Source organism: Paenibacillus sp. OK003, from assembly GCF_900109515.1.
GTDB lineage: Bacteria > Bacillota > Bacilli > Paenibacillales > Paenibacillaceae > Paenibacillus > Paenibacillus marchantiae.
Window position 1 is genome coordinate 105,313 of sequence record NZ_FOBD01000019.1, and the last position, 17,062, is coordinate 122,374.

The following is a 17,062-nucleotide window of genomic DNA, read 5'->3' on the forward strand; positions in this document are numbered from 1 at the left end:
ATGACGGCACCGCAAGGCGCGCGCATATTAATTGTGGATGATGAACCGCAAATCCGTAAACTGCTGAAGGTTACGCTTCAGGCGCATCAATTTGAGATTCACGAATGCGCCGACGGCGAAGAAGCGGTCATTCAGGCGAGCATTGTACATCCTGATCTGATTGTGCTTGATCTGGGCTTGCCCGGTATGTCCGGAATGGATGTACTTCAGCGGATTCGGGAATGGTCGCAGGTACCAGTCATTGTACTGACTGCAAAGGATCGCGAAGAGGATAAAATTGCTGCACTCGACGGTGGGGCGGATGATTATGTCACCAAACCGTTTGGCATGGGAGAGCTCGTTGCCCGTATTCGGGTTGCCCTTCGCCATGTGGCCAAAACGACGGATGAGCCGATACTGCGTTTTGGACCACTCACCATTGATTTGGCCCAGAGACAGGTCGATTTGGACGGGGCACCCGTAAAGTTAACGCCGACTGAGTATGAAATGCTGAAAGTGCTCGCAACCCATGCAGGCAAAATTATTACCCAACGCCAGCTGCTGCAACAGGTGTGGGGAGGGCATCATCATGAGTCTGACAGCCATTACTTGCGGGTATATGTCGGACATCTGCGCAAAAAATTGCAGGAAGATCCCACGCGTCCCCGTTTTATTCAGACCGAGCCGGGAATCGGCTATCGGTTTCTGCTTCAGGATTAGGCTGGGAAACAAGATAAAAGCTCAAAAAAGCACCAGCCCCTCCCTGCTGAGAGGAGACTAGTGCTTTTGAATTGCAAACAATGAACTTCTTATGACGTGTACTTCGGCAGCCAGTCGCCATGAGCTTCGATCAGTTCATCACACATTGAGACGATATCATCGATGGACAGCTCGGCAGCTGTATGCGGGTCAAGCATCGCGGCATGATAGATGTGCTCTCTTTTGCCCGTAATCGCCGCTTCAATGGTCAACAGCTGGGTGTTAATATTCGTGCGGTTCAATGCCGCGAGTTGCGGAGGCAGGTCCCCGATATACGTCGGGCTGATGCCTGAACCATCCACAAGACAAGGCACCTCAACACAGGCTTCACGAGGCAGGTTGGTGATCAGTCCGTTATTCATAACATTACCGCCGATTTTGTAAGGGCGATCCGTCTCCATGGCTTCCATAATATGCGAAGCGTATTCGCGGCTGCGCGTATGTTCAATATTTTCGCTGGATAACAGCTTCTCACGCATTTCTTTCCAGCCTTCAATCTGGTTCACACAGCGGCGCGGATACTCATCCAGCGGAATGTTGAAGCGTTCGATCAGCTCCGGGTAGTTTCGTTTGATAAAATAAGGATGGTACTCGGCATTATGCTCGGAGGACTCGGTTACATAGTATCCAAAACGCTGCATCAGCTCATAACGCACCATGTCATCATGCTGCTCTTTCTGCTTTTCCTTCGCCAGACGTTTAATCTCCGGATACAGATCTTGACCATCGCGTGTCACTTCAAGCAGCCAGGCCATATGGTTGATACCCGCAACTTTTGCGACCACACCCGTCTGATCAATCCCCAGTGCATCAAACAGATGCGGCACACACACCTGTACACTGTGACACAGACCTACAGTTTTGATTCCGCCATGCACGTTCATGACATTCGTTAGTACCGCCATCGGGTTGGTGTAGTTCAGGAACCACGCATCAGGACACACTTCCTGCATATCCCGTGCAAAATCGAGCATCACCGGAATCGTCCGCAAATTACGGAAAATCCCGCCAATCCCGAGCGTATCGGCAATCGTCTGACGCAATCCATATTTCTTCGGAATCTCAAAATCCGTAATGGTACATGGATCATACCCGCCCACCTGAATGGCGTTAATCACATATTTGGCTCCGCGCAGTGCTTCCTTGCGGTCGGTATAAGCTTTGATGGCACATTGGCTTCCGAGCGAACGGGCCATACTGGTAAGTAAACGCTCTGAGTCGCTTAGGCGTTCAGCATCAATATCGAACAACGCCAGCTCAAAATCCTGAAGTGCTTCGGTCATCATAACGTCACCCAATACATTTTTGACAAAAACGGTGCTTCCCGCACCGAGGAACGTAATTTTGTTCATCTCAAGTTCAGCCTCCCTGAATAAATGGTGTACCTCCAATATAGGCGGATTGGGCTTATATAACTATGGCTCAACCTCTCTGAAACATGGCATAATCCCATTTTTGGATTCGCTTACAGCTAATAATTCATCTATTTACCTGTTATAATTTTAGTGAAGAGATTGCCTGTTGTGGTGAACGGAGGGAGTGTGGAATGTTGAAATTAATCGAAACGAACGTGGTTCCTATGGATTTGACGCAGATGGAATTGGTATTGTTATTTTTCGGTTGGCAGGCATGTGATCCGTCGCATTATTGGGGTCCGGGTGTTCGGGATGCCTATATTGTTCATTACATTCATGAAGGCCGGGGCACTGTGTTTATGGCGGATCAGCAATACGAGCTTACACAGGGTCAAGGCTTTGTGATTCTTCCGGATACGCTTATTCATTATGAAGCAGATGCGAAGCAGCCATGGACTTATTCATGGTTCGGGTTCAAAGGTGTTCATGCCAAGGCATTCATGCAGCGGGCACACATCAGTCCGGAACATCCTGTATTTGATGCCAGCGATCCAGACACATTCGCTCGTCTCTATGCGGAGATGGTTCAAGCATCAACACGTACCGGGGGAGATGTGTTCAACCAGAGCCTGCTGTACAGGCTGATCGCCGAGCTGATTGCATCTTCTCCCGCAGGAGAGCAGCTGCAGCGGCCTCTGTCCACCAAAGAGGAATACATCAGGCAGGCCGTTCAATTTATGGAGAACAGGTATAGTCAGAGAACTTTAATTCTAGATATTGCCCGAGCTGTAGGCTTGGATCGCACATATCTGTCAGGGCTTTTTAAGGAGAGGTACGGCAAGTCATTACAAGCTTTCTTTCTCGAATACCGGATGAATCGTGCAGCTGAACTGCTGCAGCATTCGGCCCTGTCGGTTAGTGAAGTGGCCCACTCTGTGGGGTATACAGATCCATTACTATTTTCCAAGATGTTTAAGCGAGTGACGGGTGTGTCTCCAAAAGGGTCGAGAAGCATGGAACAGGGAGAATAGTTTTCATTATGCTGGGAACATGGAAAAATGCAAAAAAAGGCCACAAATCCGAAGATTCATAGCCTTATGCTTTAAAGTGCAAAGTCAGGAATAGCGATATGATAAAAAAATCAGGCAATTGGCGTTCCGTTCGGTAAGGTCTGGTCTGGGGTTAACAATACTGTCTCCTTTCAGCTATGGAGTCCATTATAAAATAGAAATAACCAAAAAATCCAGATTGCGCTGATCGCAACCTGGATTTTAGTGGTGATATTGTATGAGCGATGCCCGTTTTTGTCTCACTCAGACGTGAGCAGGGCATAACGCCTAATGCAGCAACATCATGTTACATTATGCGCCATTCCACTTTTCACCGGTCAGATATTTCTCAGTCAGGATGGATAACATCTGAATGCCGACTTCATTATGTCCACCTTCGGGAATGATGATGTCTGCATACTTTTTGGAAGGCTCGATAAAAGCATCATGCATCGGTTTGACGGTTTCGAGATATTGTTTGTACACGGATTGAATCGTACGGCCGCGTTCTTCCATATCCCGCAGTACTCTGCGCAGAATACGTACGTCGGAATCCGTATCAACAAATACCTTGATATCCAGAAGGGCACGCAGATGTTCATCGATCAGGACATGCAGTCCTTCCACAATAACGATATGGTTCGGTGCCAGTTCAACCGTTTCATCAGCGGCACGGTTATCTATGGTGAAGTCATATACGGGAGCATATGCCGTTTGTCCTTGTTTTAACAGGGTAAGATGCTCAATTAACAGATCATTATCGAATGCAAACGGATGATCGTAATTGGTGAGTCGACGTTGCTCAGGGGTGAGCTGCGACTGGTCTTTGTAATAGTTGTCCTGGGATATGAAAGTCACTTTGCCCGATCCAAGACGGTCTATGACGGAGCGAGCTACCGTCGTTTTACCGGAGCCGGTTCCTCCGGCGATACCAATAATGAGCATGATTGTTCCATAAACCTCCCTAGAATGGCAGCATGGTTATGGATAAATAATGGATGAATCGGGATAGATTCAAGTCCTTACCCACATGTCTGTCTGTGAATGCACAATTTCTCTATTGTAGCACAGCAACTCACTTTTTTCACCTGGCTTGAACAGCCATCTATTCCCTGATAAAGGAGGATTGACATTCTGGTGAACAGGCCTATAATAATACATATATTCATAACACGGACTGTTACTGGGGAAACCAGGCATGACCGAATTCGATTATTTAACTGTAATCGCTTTCGGTCTTTTTTTATTTTGTCGGGGGGTGAGAACGATGAAGGTTATTAAGAAAGTGAATAATAATGTGGCCATTGCCATTAATGAACATAACGAAGAAGTATTCGTGGTGGGCAAAGGGGTAGGATTTCTAAAAACGCCATATGAGCTGACGGAGACGGATTTGGTGGAGAAAATCTTTGTGGCTCCCAAAAATATTCGCATGTATGACCTGTTAAATAGTATTCCCATTGAGGATATTTATCTCGCGGAGGAAGTCATCAAGCTCGGCAGTCAGATCCTGAATAAAACGTTTAACCCGAATCTGCTTCTCACCCTGTCTGATCATATCAGTTTTGCATTAACCCGAACCAGAGAAGGTATCAGTATCAAAAATCCACTGGAATGGGAAGTGCGGACACTGTACCCCGATGAGACTCGGGTGGGAGAGGCAGCACTGAAGCTGATCCATGAACAAACGGGGTTAACCTTGCCAGCAGCAGAAACGACACTAATGGCACTTCACTTTGTCAACGCACAGGTCGGTTCGGGGGAAATGACGGACACGACCAAGGTGACCACAGTAACGGGTGAGATCCTATCCGTGATCAAGTACGCGCTCAAGATTGATTTTCAGGAAGACTCCATTCATTTTATGAGGTTTGCGACACATATACGGTACTTCATTATGCGGCAAATGAGCGGCAAATCGCTCAAGGATGAGAACGAGTCCCTGTTCCTGATGGTGAAGGAGAAGTTTCCGAAGGAACTGGCGTGTGTGGAGAAGATCGCGGATTTCCTGAAAAATAACTATGGCTGGACCTGTTCCGATGATGAAAAATTATATCTGATTCTTCATATCCAACGACTTATATCCAACTAAACAATCGAATATTACACAATGGACTGTTACTGATTCGATCAGGCATGACCAAGCGTAGGGAATGACGATTCCCCGGCTTGGTCATTTTTTATATAAAAATCAAACCATTTTATCTTTCTGTATAAAGGAGAAGGGTCATGAACAACAAAGACTTGGCTAAAAACATACTTGAACTTGTTGGCGGCGAGCAAAATATCTCGGGTCTGACACATTGCGCAACCCGGTTGAGATTTGTATTAAAAGATGATGCCAAAGCAGATTTAAAAACGCTGGATCAGCTGGAGGGTGTACTCAAGGCACAGAATTCCGGGGGACAGGTCCAGGTCGTTATTGGTGCCAAGGTAGATGCAGTATACGGTGAAGTGAAGAGTCTGACTTCAGACCAATTTGGTGAAGTGGACGAATCCGCAGATCGCAGCGGACCGAAGAAGAAACGTAACCCGGTCAATGTAGTGCTGGAGACAATTGCAGGCATATTCACGCCCGTACTTCCAGCCCTCGTTGGCTGCGGGATGATCAAATGTGTGGCTACAGTAATCGCTGCATTGGGTTGGCTCGAAGGCTCGGGATTCTTGGTCATCGTCAACATGATTGGCGATCTGATCTTCTACTTCCTGCCTTTCTTCCTGGCCGTGAGCGCAGCTCACAAGTTCAAAACCAATCCATATCTCGCAGTCGCGCTTGCAGCCGGACTGATGCATCCAACCATTTTGAATGCAGCTGCCCAGATCGCCGATACAGGCGTCAATACTATTGATTTTCTTGGGATGCCGATCCTGCTGATGAAGTATTCATCCTCGGTCATTCCCATCATACTGGCCGTATGGATTATGAGCTATGTGTACAGATTTGTCGATCAGTTCATACCGAAGTTTCTACGGGTGCTGCTTACCCCGATGGTGGTTTTATTTATCATGATTCCGCTCGAACTCATCGTACTTGGACCTATCGGTTCCTATGTCGGTGACTGGCTTACCCAGGGAATTAATTATCTGTTCTCCACAGCAGGCGTTCTTGCCGGTCTGATTCTCGGATTTTTCAAACCGATCATGGTTATGTTCGGTATGCACTATGCACTCATGCCCATTCAGGTACAACAGGTGGCAAGCCTGGGTTCAACTGTGCTGCTGCCAGCTGCACTGGCGGCGAACCTGGCCCAAGCGGGAGCGGCATTCGGTGTATTTGTACTGACGAAGAGTAAAACGATGAAATCTGCCGCCGGATCAAGCGGCTTCACGGCATTGTTCGGAATCACTGAACCTGCTATCTACGGGGTTACGCTGCGATATAAGCGGCCATTCTTTGCGGGCTGTGCAGCAGCCGGACTGGTCGGAGGATTTTACAGTCTGGTTCACGCCAGTGCTACAGCAATTTCATTGCCCGGCATCCTCGCTTTGGGGACGTATACTGCTGACCGTTACATCTATGTCGTGATTGGCTCTGTTGCTGCAATCGTACTCGGCTTTGTATTCACCCTGATGGCGGGTATCAAGGAAGATGCGGATGGAGCAAAACCGAAGCATCAGGAAATAGTTACGGTAAACAGCATTCAGAATGCTGCTGCAACAGGAGTGACAGCAGCACAAGACTCACCGCAGGCATCGGCATCTTCCTCCGATATGCTAATTGTCAGTCCAATGACGGGGGAGATCAGACCGATCTCAGAGGTTGAGGATCAGGCATTCGCCCAGGAGCTGATGGGTAAAGGCATTGCCATTGTTCCGACAGAAGGCAAAGTGTACGCTCCTTTTGACGGGGTAGTTGAAGCGTTATATCGTACCAAACATGCCATTGGGCTCAAGGCAGCAAACGGTGTGGAAATTCTGATTCATATTGGCGTGGACACCGTCAGCCTGAAAGGGAAATATTTTAGCGCCCATATCGAACAAGGAGAGAGCATCAAGGCAGGGGATTTATTAGTAGAGTTTGATCCGGAAGGCATCACTTCAGCGGGATATAACACGATTACATCCATTGTCGTAACCAATATGCAGCAGTATGGAGACGTCTTGACCACAGCTAATAGTGGATCCGTTCGAGAAAGCGAAGCATTGATCAAGCTGATACCGTGATGCGCTAGTGCTACTGCTACTGCATTTCTGATCCAAACTAAATAAAGGTAGACCGAATAACAGGAGGAAACCCAAATGACAAATTCAACTTTTCCAAAAGATTTCTTATGGGGCGGGGCGCTTTCAGCCTGTCAGGCAGAAGGAGCTTACAATGTGGATGGCAAGAGCCTGACCATACCGGAAGTGATGAAGTTTAACGAGAAGAACGATCGCAAGGTGACCAAGCAGATCCGAATCAATCGGGAGATGATTGAGGAAGCGAAAAATGACCCCGATACCGTAAAATATCCGAAGCGCCGGGGCATCGACTTTTACCATACGTTTAGAGAGGACATTGCGTTATTCGCCGAGATGGGCTTCAAGGTATTCCGCTATTCCGTCTCATGGGCCAGAGTATTCCCGAACGGGGATGACGCTGCTCCGAACGAGAAGGCACTTCAGTTCTACGACCAAGTGATTGATGAGTGTCTGAAGCATGGCATGGAACCTCTGATTACGATCAGTCATTTTGATATGCCCATCGTGTTAATTGACAAGTTTGGTGGATGGTACAACCGCAAGCTGATTGATTTGTATGTGAATTACTGTGATGTGCTGTTTAATCGGTACAAAGGGAAAGTGAAGTATTGGATCACATTTAACGAGATCAACATGAGCGTAAAAGCAGGAGCGAAGACGCTGGGCATTATTGAATATGACAAGCCGAATTTTGAAGAGATGTTATTCCAGGGTCTGCACCACCAATTTGTGGCGGCATCCAGAGCGACCAAAATGGCCCACGAGATCGATCCGGAGAATAAAATCGGAAGTATGGTGGCCTATTTCACAACGTATCCATATACGTGCAAGCCGGAGGATGCGCTCCAAATGCAGCAGGATGATCAGATGAAAAACCAGTTCTTCCTGGATGTATTGAATCAAGGGGAATATCCGTACTATGGCAAGACTTATTTCAAAAATAAAGGCATTACCATCAACATCGAAGACGGTGATCTCGATAGCATTCGGGCGAACACGGCTGATTTCGTTGGTATGTCGTATTACAATTCCATGATCTCCAGCAGTGATACTGAACAGCTTGAATTAACAGCCGGAAATGTACACAGCGTCTACAAAAACCCGCATTTGCCTGCAAACGAATGGGGCTGGCAGATCGATCCAGTTGGGCTGCGGTATACGCTTAATCTGGTCTATGACCGCTATAAAAAGCCTGTATTTATTCTTGAGAACAGTTCGGGCTTCTACGACAAGTTGAATGAGGATGGAAGCGTCAACGATCCTTATCGAATCGACTTCCTGAGCAAACACATTGAACAGATGGGGCTGGCCATTGCTGATGGTGTGGAGGTGCTGGGATACACGATGTGGGGACCGATCGATATGATCAGTTCGGGTACTTCCGAGATGAGTAAACGTTACGGGTTCATCTATGTCGATCAGGACGACTATGGCAATGGTTCAATGAAAAGATATCGTAAAGATTCGTTCTTCTGGTATCAGAATGTGATCCAAACCAATGGAGAGCAGCTGTAAGCCAAGATGAATATTCTGGGGCGTGTCAAAAAAATTCCTGGCGGCTTGCTAATTGTCCCCATGCTGCTCGCTGCTGTCATCAACACCCTGTTTCCGGCCTTCTTTCAGATCGGTGATCCAACAACGGCACTGTTCACCTCAAAAGGCACGATGGTGCTCATTGGCATGATCCTGCTGGTGTCCGGAACACAATTGAACCTGTCTCAGCTCCTGACGACATTGAAGAGAGCAGGTGTGCTCTGCATTTCCCGCATAATCATCAGCTGTATATTCGGCTGGGCGTTTGTACACTTTTTTGGCATAGGTGGAATTGGTGGTGTCTCTGCGGTAGCATTCATAGCCGTTCTGACCAGCTGCAATCCGGGCCTATATCTGGCATTGATGAATTCCTATGGCGATGATGTAGATCGAGCTGCATTTGGCATTTTGAATCTGATTGCTGTTCCCGTCATTCCGGTCATGATATTGAATTCGGCAAGTGGTGTTGGCATGGATTATCTCAGTGTTCTTGCTACACTGGTGCCTTTTCTGATTGGTATTCTGTTGGGTAATCTGGACAGCAATATTCAGAAGATGTTCGCTCCGGGAACATTGATTCTGCTGCCTTTTCTTGGTACAAGCTTCGGGTCTAATATCAATTTGCGCATTGCATTTCAGTCGAGCTTATCCGGTTTGCTGGTGACTGTGCTGTTTCTGATCATCTGTATGCTTCCTCTCATCGGAATTGATCGTGCGCTGCTCAAACGTCCGGGTTATGCAGCGGCAGCGACATGTTCGGTTGCTGGTCTGTCGATGGTAGTACCCTCAATGGCCGCCGGATTTAACCCGGTATATGAACCTTATGTGGAGACGGCGATTGCCCAGATTGCTTTTGCGGTTATTCTGACTTCCATTCTGATTCCGTATATCGTGAGGAGGTTGGCTAAACCGGGGGCTGTAAGGGAGCCTGGAAAATAAAACAAAACGACCAGCACGTTTGTCATTCTCAATGGACAGCGTGCTGGTTTTGTTATAGTGCATCTATTCTCCTTGATGATCATATTGTCCAAGAATGCGACGAACGTAATCTTGAAATTCCTTCCGCACTTCAATGGGTTCAATCACTTCACATTTATCTCCCAATGCAAGTAATTTGTCGTATCCGAATGTATTTTTAATAATGGGATATGTCGCTAGACAGGTTTCTTCTCCCATATGAAGGATATGCGCTTCCCCGAAACGCTCAATTACTTTATCAATGACTGAACGATGAACACGAATCTTTACTTCCACCCAGTCTTGACTCATCCATCCGGCTCCATCCATCGGTAATGGGGTGAAGTCTCTTGGCACATATCCGTCCTCGGATACCTGAAGGCTGCTCATACGCGCTAATTTGAATATGCGGAAATCTTCCCGATCGACACAGTAGCTTTGCAAATACCAACTGCTCTCCTTGAAGACGATCTGATATGGCTCAACCGTTCGGGAGCTGATTTTCCCGTCCCGATCCCCATAATCAAAGACCAGATATCGCTGTTCATTCATCGCGGTCTCCATATAGCTAAGCAAATTGCGGAGTGATTCATTCCCCTGATTTAACGATAAATCCACTGCGAACCGTCCTGCCTTAATACCAGTATCACTCCCGCGATGGATCGCATTCAATTTCTCCAAGACGAAAACAATTTCATTATGGTCAAACAGCTGTTTATAGCTTTTCAAACTGGTCAACAAGGTCTGTATATCATGTGGTGTAAATAACAGCTTGTCCATTTTATAGGCTTTCATCAGACCCACGCCGCCCATCGCTCCCTGATGCGTAAAAATGGGCAATCCGGCAAAGGTTAACGTATCAATATCTCGATAGATGGTTCGTCTGCTCACTTCAAGACGTTCGGCCAATTCCCGCGCACTAACCACCTCTCGCTCCAATAAAATCATAATCAAAGCAAGTAAGCGATCAATCTTCATAACCCACCTCCGATTTAAGTATGCCATACAGATGTCACAGTTGATAGATTATGCTTGGTTCGTAAACCAAATTCAAGTACAACCAGGAGGCAATAATTATGAACAATTATAAGGTTGAGAAGAAGCAGTCCTTTCGTATCATCAGCTTTAAAACCCTTTTAGACGAGGGAAGCAGTATCCACACTCCACAATATTCAAGCAAGAAGACAACTTTTTTCAAAAGTGTATTGGATAATGGGCAAATGGCGAGTCTTCGTCCTTATTCGGAAAGTCCATATGGGTACGCCGCAGTAGCCATAGAAGATGGCCATGTCCATTATTATGCGGGTGTTCAATCCTCCAAGCCTCTGCCTGAACATACAGACGAAGTCCTTTTTCCAACAGGCGAGTATTTAATCTTGTCAGGAAGCGGTGGTTTATCCCGTTTGGCATTTGATAAGCTGGAAAATCAGGCATTTGGCTCCCTTTTAACTGAGAAGTATGACTATGAGTTTGAATATTCCGGGGGACCGATTGCAGAAGTGTTGCTCAATGGAAATCCAATGGACGCCGAAGTGGAAGTATGGGTGCCTGTTCAGAAACGGAAGGCCACTTAAGCCAGTACACAGGGTATTGCTTGTATGGAAAAGCTTTGGAGACTCCACCTGTATCAATTTAGTCTCAACTTCGCAATTATAGGTTGTAGGATCTAGGACCTTCGATATATGATGTCGAAAGATGCCAGTTAATGGGGGGGGTATCTACAAATATAAAAGGAGGTGTACGTTATGAAAAAATCAAGCAAAGTCATTTCTTCCACAGTTATTGCTGCCATTGCAGCTGTATCCGTCGTAACTTCTGCTTCTGCAGCAAGTGTATCTACGGTACCTTCTGTCTCAAGCATTAATTTGAGCAGCATGGACATTGAAACCGCTTTGATGATGGTTCAGCAAGAACGCACGAAATTGCTGGATATCCAATTACAGGCACAAATTCAAGAAGTTCAAAATCGCAATCAAGCGATTGCAGAGCTGAACGCACAATTGCAGGTAGCTAATCAGAATGGGGATACTGTCCAAGCTCAAAAGCTGAAGAGCCAAATTGATGCGATGAGCAATTCACTACAGATGGATATGCTGCGTTTGCAGTCTATGACTAACAAACGCAATGAAGCTTTTGATGTGATGACCAACTTCATTAAGAAAATGCAGGATTCAAGATCGTCCATCATCGGAAACATGCGCTAGAAAATGTAAAAAAAGAGCGAAGACGGAATTCATTTCCGATACTTCGCTCTTTTTGTATTCTTCTATTTACAAGGTTACGCATGTTGCAACAACCCAGTCTGGAGTTAACCCGACCAGTCACGGCGCCGTGTGAACAAATCCTTCAGCTCATCCGTCGACAGCTCGGTAATCCAGTTTTCAGAGCTGGTGATAATATTGTCGCTGAGCTGCTGCTTGCTCTCCAGCATCTCGTCAATGCGTTCTTCAAGTGTGCCCAGCGAGATGAACTTGTGTACCTGAACATCCTTTGTCTGTCCCATCCGATAGGCACGGTCTGTAGCCTGATTTTCCACGGCAGGGTTCCACCAGCGGTCAAAGTGGAATACATGATTCGCTGCAGTGAGGTTCAATCCCACGCCGCCTGCTTTGATGGACAGAATAAAGACCGACGGCTGCTCTGCGACAGGCAGCGTCCGAGACTGGAACTCGTCAATCATGCGATCCCTGGCTGTCTTGGACGTACCCCCATGCAGATACAGCACAGGCTCCTGCAACTCCTGTCTTAACACCTGCTGCAGCATCTGTCCCATACCGATGTATTGTGTGAAAATCAGGCACCGTTCGCCCTCATCCCGTAGTTCACGGACCAGTTCCATCAGTCGCTCCAGCTTTGCGGAGCGGCTGATCAGCATGGCCATGTCCTGCGGACTGTACACGTCATACTCTGTTACAGAGCCTTCCGAGGAGATCGTTTCCGGCAAGGCTTCTTTGGTCAGCAGCAGGGGATGATCACACAACTGCTTGAGCTGAGTTAAGGCAGACAGGATCGCACCTTTGCGCTTGATGCCTTCCAGCTCTTTCATTTTGTCCATCAGTTCCTGAACGGACTGATCATATAGTGCACTTTGTTCACCCGTAAGGTGAATGTAGGTTTTCATCTCATTTTTGTCCGGCAGATCGAGTTGAATATTCGGATCTTTCTTCTTGCGGCGCAGCATGAATGGCTTCACGAGCTGCTGCAAATCCTGCATGCGCTGCTCGTCCTTATCCTTCTCGATCGCACTGATAAAGCGAGTCTGGAATGCCCGTGCGCTGCCCAGATAGCCGGGATTGATAAAGTCATAGATCGACCACAGCTCGGACAGCCGATTTTCAATCGGCGTACCAGTCAGTGCAATACGGTGTTTAGCCGGGAAACTGCGTACCGCCATGGACTGCTTCGTTTGGGCATTTTTAATATTTTGCGCCTCATCCAGACAGATCGATGCCCACGTATAGGACTGCAACATCTCTTGATCCAGAGTAGCTGTTGCATAGGAGGTAATGATGATATCGACCTGTTCCGTCTGTTCCCGGAACTCTTCTCCGCTCAGTCTTCGTGCTCCGTAATGCAAACTGACGTTAATCGAAGGCGCGAAGCGGCTGATTTCTTTTTGCCAGTTCCCCAATACGGAAGTGGGGCAGACGAGAAGGGCTGGGGCCTGTCCAGGCAAGCGCTGCTCATGCTCTTTGAGATGAAGTAAATACGTAATGAACTGTATCGTTTTTCCCAGTCCCATGTCATCCGCAAGACAAGCCCCGAGACCAAATCTCCGCAGGAATCCAAGCCAAGCGAAACCTTCCTTTTGATAAGAACGCAGCTCAGCATGCAACCCTTCCGGAATAGGCAGGGAAGGAGCGCCGCCTTGCCCACCGCCAAGCTGTGCAATTACCCGGTTCAGGTGTTCGTTCAGCTCCACCTCAAGTCGAATGTTCTCGTTGGATTGTGGCTGTTCTTCTTCTTCCTGTCCTTCCTTGCGTTTCTGGTTGCGATATTCCCGCTGCTCATTATGAAGTAGATGCAGGTGCAGAATATCCTGAAAAGACAGCCCTTGTTCCTGATCCACACCGCCCATGGCCCGGCGGATCTGCTCAAGCAAGGCTGGATCGAGGGGAACCCACTCTCCACGGAAGCGGACCAGCCGCTCATTACGGGCCACGAGATCAGCGAATTCTTCCTCGCTGAGATCCGTATCCCCAATCGCAATACGCCAGTCAAAATGAATGATCGAGTCCAGTCCAAAGAACGACTGTCCCCGTTCACTGCCTTCCTCCGGTTTCACCTTGGCACGCAGCTTGGGTTTCTTCTTGCGTGCAGCTTCCCACCAACCCGGAAGCAGCACTTGCCAGCCAGCTTCAAGCAGTCGCCCGCTGTCTTGCGTCAGGAACAGCCAAGCATCCTGATCTCCCAATGGATCACTGAGCACATCCCGACTGCCGCTGATAGCGCGGCGAATTCGGGGCAGATGTGCACGCAGCTGCTCAAGCCATCCTGCCGAACGATCAAGGATGAACGGTGTCCATACATCTGGCCATTCACCTTCCAGCCGGCCACGTGAATCAAGTCGCACCGGAACCAGAACAGCTGCATCCAGTTTGTTCTGCAATACCAGCCGTAGCCGCCAAGCCGGTTCATCTTCTTCCGGCTCCAGCAATTGCAGGAGCGGACGGAATGGGGCTGCGTCTGCTTTCCAGCCGATGGACACGAGCCAGGATTGGGCATCCATGCCAGCCGTTTGCGGAGTCGTTTCGCTTTTTGGAAACAACTGCGGGAATTCTCTCCGCAGATCAGTGGCCGCTTCTTCTGTACTGTACCATCGTTGGAACACAGAAGCCGAATAGGCAGCACTCAGTCCTTCGGCGTAGCTCTCATCCGTTTGTTCCAGAGCTTTGCCAAGAGCGGTGCGATCCTGCTTTTTCAAGCTGTCCGTGTCCCAGGTCCATTGCAGTTGTCCGGTACGAAATGTGGTGAAGCTAGGGATGTATTTACGATTCTCAATCGATGCTGCAAGTACCGGAGCCAGCCGGATCAAATGCTCTGCCTGCTCGTCCCATTTCCATTCAATGTGCAGAAGGGTGTTCATTTCGCTGAAGAAAGGAATCACTTCTTCCGCAGGCAGGACGACCAGTTCAATCTCTTCAATCTGTCTTGTTTCCAGTTCTGTTCCGTAAAAGGAAGGCGCATGCCAAGCAAATAATCGCTGCTTAAGCGATTGTCCCGATACAAAGTGATGGGTGTTCAGCGCTCCATAAAACAAGGCATCCCCGTATCCTGTCAAGGCAACATGGACCTCAATCGTTTCGGTGTAAGGGTGCATTAGGCTCATGAGATCAACTTACCTTTCCGAAGCTCTTCCTGTAGGGCGCGCAGTCGGCTGTTGCGAACAGCCAATGTGGTGATAAACTGCTCCCAGTGCTCTTCCTGCTTCAATTTTTTATAAATTTTGGACAGACGCTTCAACAGTTTCACTGCTGCTTTGTATCCATCCCTGTTTTTGTGCCCGATATAACGATCCACTGCCTGATGGTAGAAAGGTAATAGCAGCTCGGGTGCATCCTTTTCAATCGGCTGAAGCACCGCTACCCGGAATTCAAGCGGCTCCGTCTCCGTGCTCAGTTGAAAATCAATCCACCGCCGCCACTGTCCCCGGGAATGCATCGCTTCCTCATACGCCGGGCGGGAATGAGGCAGCATGCTGACCAGTGTGTCCCACATACGATGCTCTACATCAGGCAGATGATGAATGGCGGTGTCCCACAACTGCATGTAATCATTCAGAGGGGAGTTCCGTCGGTTCGCGAGCAGAGGTCCGAGCTGTACTAACCACTCGCCCAGCCGTTTCCAGTCCGAAGCATCTGCAAGCACATGAAGAAAATGCAGCAGATGCTCCGGCGGGATTCCATATGCCGAGCCTCCGCTAATCAACCGCTGCCAAGCCTGTTCATCTTGTCCCAAATGGAAATGCATCCAGCTCTGCGCCAATACCAGCGGCAAGGGCAGCGTGACCGATTTAATCGGCGCATTGCGCCCGTTTTCCGTCAGATTCGCTACGCTCAGCACGCTTTCACCAGGTTTGGCGGGTTTGGAAGCAGCAGTCAGGCCGTCCTCCATTTCCTGTACAAATGCCAGCTCTGACTCCAGCGTTTTCCGGTTTTGCTGAAGATGAGGCACAATCCAGCTTAACCAAAGCTGTCGATAAATCGGAGTAAAGAACAGCATGCTGGATGTCTCGGAGATCATCTGCGTACGCAGGTAAGCCGAGGTTTCCTCAAGCCTGTTCCAAAGTTGTTCAAGCTTCGTGCCCTTCAGACCGGAGAGATCCAACGGACGGCTAAAGATCTGTTCCAACCCTTTCTGGAGCGCATCCACGGCAAGTTGAGCAGGATAGCTCAGATACACCGGTGTATGTGTGATTGAATTGCGGCCAGGCACACAGAAGCGAATCAGGTATAACTGAACATGCAGTTCAAATAACTGGTCCATGCCAGCGGACAGCTTAGGTTTAATGGAATAGAGCTCGTCCGCTGCGGCCTGCACGTATGATGTACTTGGCGTGCCTATCCCGAGTCGTTTCAGGCATGCTCGAAACAGCTCATGCCACTCCGTGATTTCAAGTTCTGCAAGTTCCGTTGCGCGATCCTTGATCTGGCTATACTGGTTATCAGGGATAGTGAGATCCTCTTCGTGCGCTGCGTAATCCGAACGTCCGGAAGCCGCTATAACAGCAGATTTTGGAGCTTGTTTCAGTGCTGTACTGGAGTGGGCGTTCACAATGCCGTGTACAGGTCGCCCCAGTTGCTCCGCATAACTCATTAGAACGGCTATCATATGTTTGCAATGAGAACGAACCGGACAGGTACAGTGACTGGTGTTCAACGATTGCAAACTCAGCGTTACCTCATAATCATCTGAGCCTTGTACTTTAGCCAAAATTCCATTTTGTTCGGTGTAGGTTAATGGGCCGACACGTTTCTGTTTATAATATTGGAATCCGCGCATAATCGTCAGGTTGTTAAAATATTCAGCGACCTGCCTGATCAGCTGTTGCCACTGCGCATCATCCATGTTCATGTCATTAGGTATGTTCATCATTCCATCTCCTGGGGAAATCATAGGTTCAGTAATCACCACGTCTTGACGTAATGGTGTTCATTTTATGTATCCATCATATCAGTTATCGTGTGCTCCGTGCATCGGTTCTGAGAACTTGGACCATGCATAATAGGCTCGTCTTGTGTATGCTTA

The 17,062-nt window shown here is 48.2% G+C and carries 13 protein-coding genes; 8 read left to right on the plus strand and 5 right to left on the minus strand.

The window, feature by feature from the left end; genetic code table 11:
• A complete protein-coding gene (locus BMW94_RS24900; protein WP_091001479.1) occupies positions 1-699 on the plus strand; it encodes a response regulator in 699 nt (232 codons plus the stop codon).
• 89 nt (positions 700-788) lie between these two features.
• On the opposite strand, the gene BMW94_RS24905 is transcribed toward BMW94_RS24900, so the two are convergent.
• A complete protein-coding gene (locus BMW94_RS24905) occupies positions 789-2,090 on the minus strand; it encodes an alpha-glucosidase/alpha-galactosidase (RefSeq protein WP_064641282.1) in 1,302 nt (433 codons plus the stop codon).
• A gap of 194 nt (positions 2,091-2,284) precedes the next feature.
• Here BMW94_RS24905 and BMW94_RS24910 point away from each other — a divergent pair, with 194 nt between their 5' ends.
• Entirely contained in the window at positions 2,285-3,124 is an 840-nt protein-coding gene (locus BMW94_RS24910; RefSeq protein WP_254790356.1) for an AraC family transcriptional regulator, read from the plus strand.
• A 330-nt stretch (positions 3,125-3,454) separates the two neighbouring features.
• On the opposite strand, the gene udk is transcribed toward BMW94_RS24910, so the two are convergent.
• The gene (gene udk, locus BMW94_RS24915; RefSeq protein ID WP_063566443.1) at positions 3,455-4,087 is read right to left on the minus strand and encodes a uridine kinase; all 633 of its coding nucleotides are present in this window, start codon (positions 4,085-4,087) and stop codon (positions 3,455-3,457) included.
• Between the two features lie 322 nt (positions 4,088-4,409).
• Between udk and BMW94_RS24920 the strand changes: the two genes are divergently transcribed.
• The 4 genes from BMW94_RS24920 to BMW94_RS24935 all read left to right on the plus strand — a co-directional run bounded on the left by BMW94_RS24920 (position 4,410) and on the right by BMW94_RS24935 (position 9,796).
• Entirely contained in the window at positions 4,410-5,234 is an 825-nt protein-coding gene (locus tag BMW94_RS24920; protein ID WP_091001480.1) for a PRD domain-containing protein, read from the plus strand.
• A gap of 137 nt (positions 5,235-5,371) precedes the next feature.
• Positions 5,372-7,306 (plus strand): beta-glucoside-specific PTS transporter subunit IIABC, encoded by a 1,935-nt coding sequence (locus tag BMW94_RS24925; RefSeq protein WP_091001481.1) that lies wholly within the window; start codon positions 5,372-5,374, stop codon positions 7,304-7,306.
• 75 nt (positions 7,307-7,381) lie between these two features.
• Complete coding sequence (locus BMW94_RS24930) at positions 7,382-8,839, plus strand: glycoside hydrolase family 1 protein (protein WP_091001482.1); 1,458 nt, start codon at positions 7,382-7,384, stop codon at positions 8,837-8,839.
• 6 nt (positions 8,840-8,845) lie between these two features.
• Positions 8,846-9,796, plus strand: coding sequence for a 2-keto-3-deoxygluconate permease (locus tag BMW94_RS24935; RefSeq protein WP_091001483.1), 951 nt, complete (start codon positions 8,846-8,848; stop codon positions 9,794-9,796).
• A 63-nt stretch (positions 9,797-9,859) separates the two neighbouring features.
• Here BMW94_RS24935 and BMW94_RS24940 read toward each other — a convergent pair whose 3' ends face one another.
• Positions 9,860-10,792, minus strand: coding sequence for a helix-turn-helix transcriptional regulator (locus tag BMW94_RS24940; protein WP_091001484.1), 933 nt, complete (start codon positions 10,790-10,792; stop codon positions 9,860-9,862).
• Positions 10,793-10,890: 98 nt separating this feature from the next.
• On the opposite strand from BMW94_RS24940, the gene BMW94_RS24945 reads away from it, so the two are divergent.
• Entirely contained in the window at positions 10,891-11,388 is a 498-nt protein-coding gene (locus BMW94_RS24945) for an effector binding domain-containing protein (protein WP_091001485.1), read from the plus strand.
• A gap of 171 nt (positions 11,389-11,559) precedes the next feature.
• A complete protein-coding gene (locus BMW94_RS24950) occupies positions 11,560-12,018 on the plus strand; it encodes a hypothetical protein (protein ID WP_091001486.1) in 459 nt (152 codons plus the stop codon).
• A gap of 104 nt (positions 12,019-12,122) precedes the next feature.
• Here the strand turns inward: BMW94_RS24950 and BMW94_RS24955 are convergent, their stop codons facing one another.
• Entirely contained in the window at positions 12,123-15,134 is a 3,012-nt protein-coding gene (locus BMW94_RS24955) for a DEAD/DEAH box helicase (protein WP_091001487.1), read from the minus strand.
• 5 nt (positions 15,135-15,139) lie between these two features.
• The gene (locus tag BMW94_RS24960) at positions 15,140-16,909 is read right to left on the minus strand and encodes an SWIM zinc finger family protein (RefSeq protein ID WP_175480848.1); all 1,770 of its coding nucleotides are present in this window, start codon (positions 16,907-16,909) and stop codon (positions 15,140-15,142) included.
• Between the last annotated feature and the right edge of the window lie 153 nt (positions 16,910-17,062).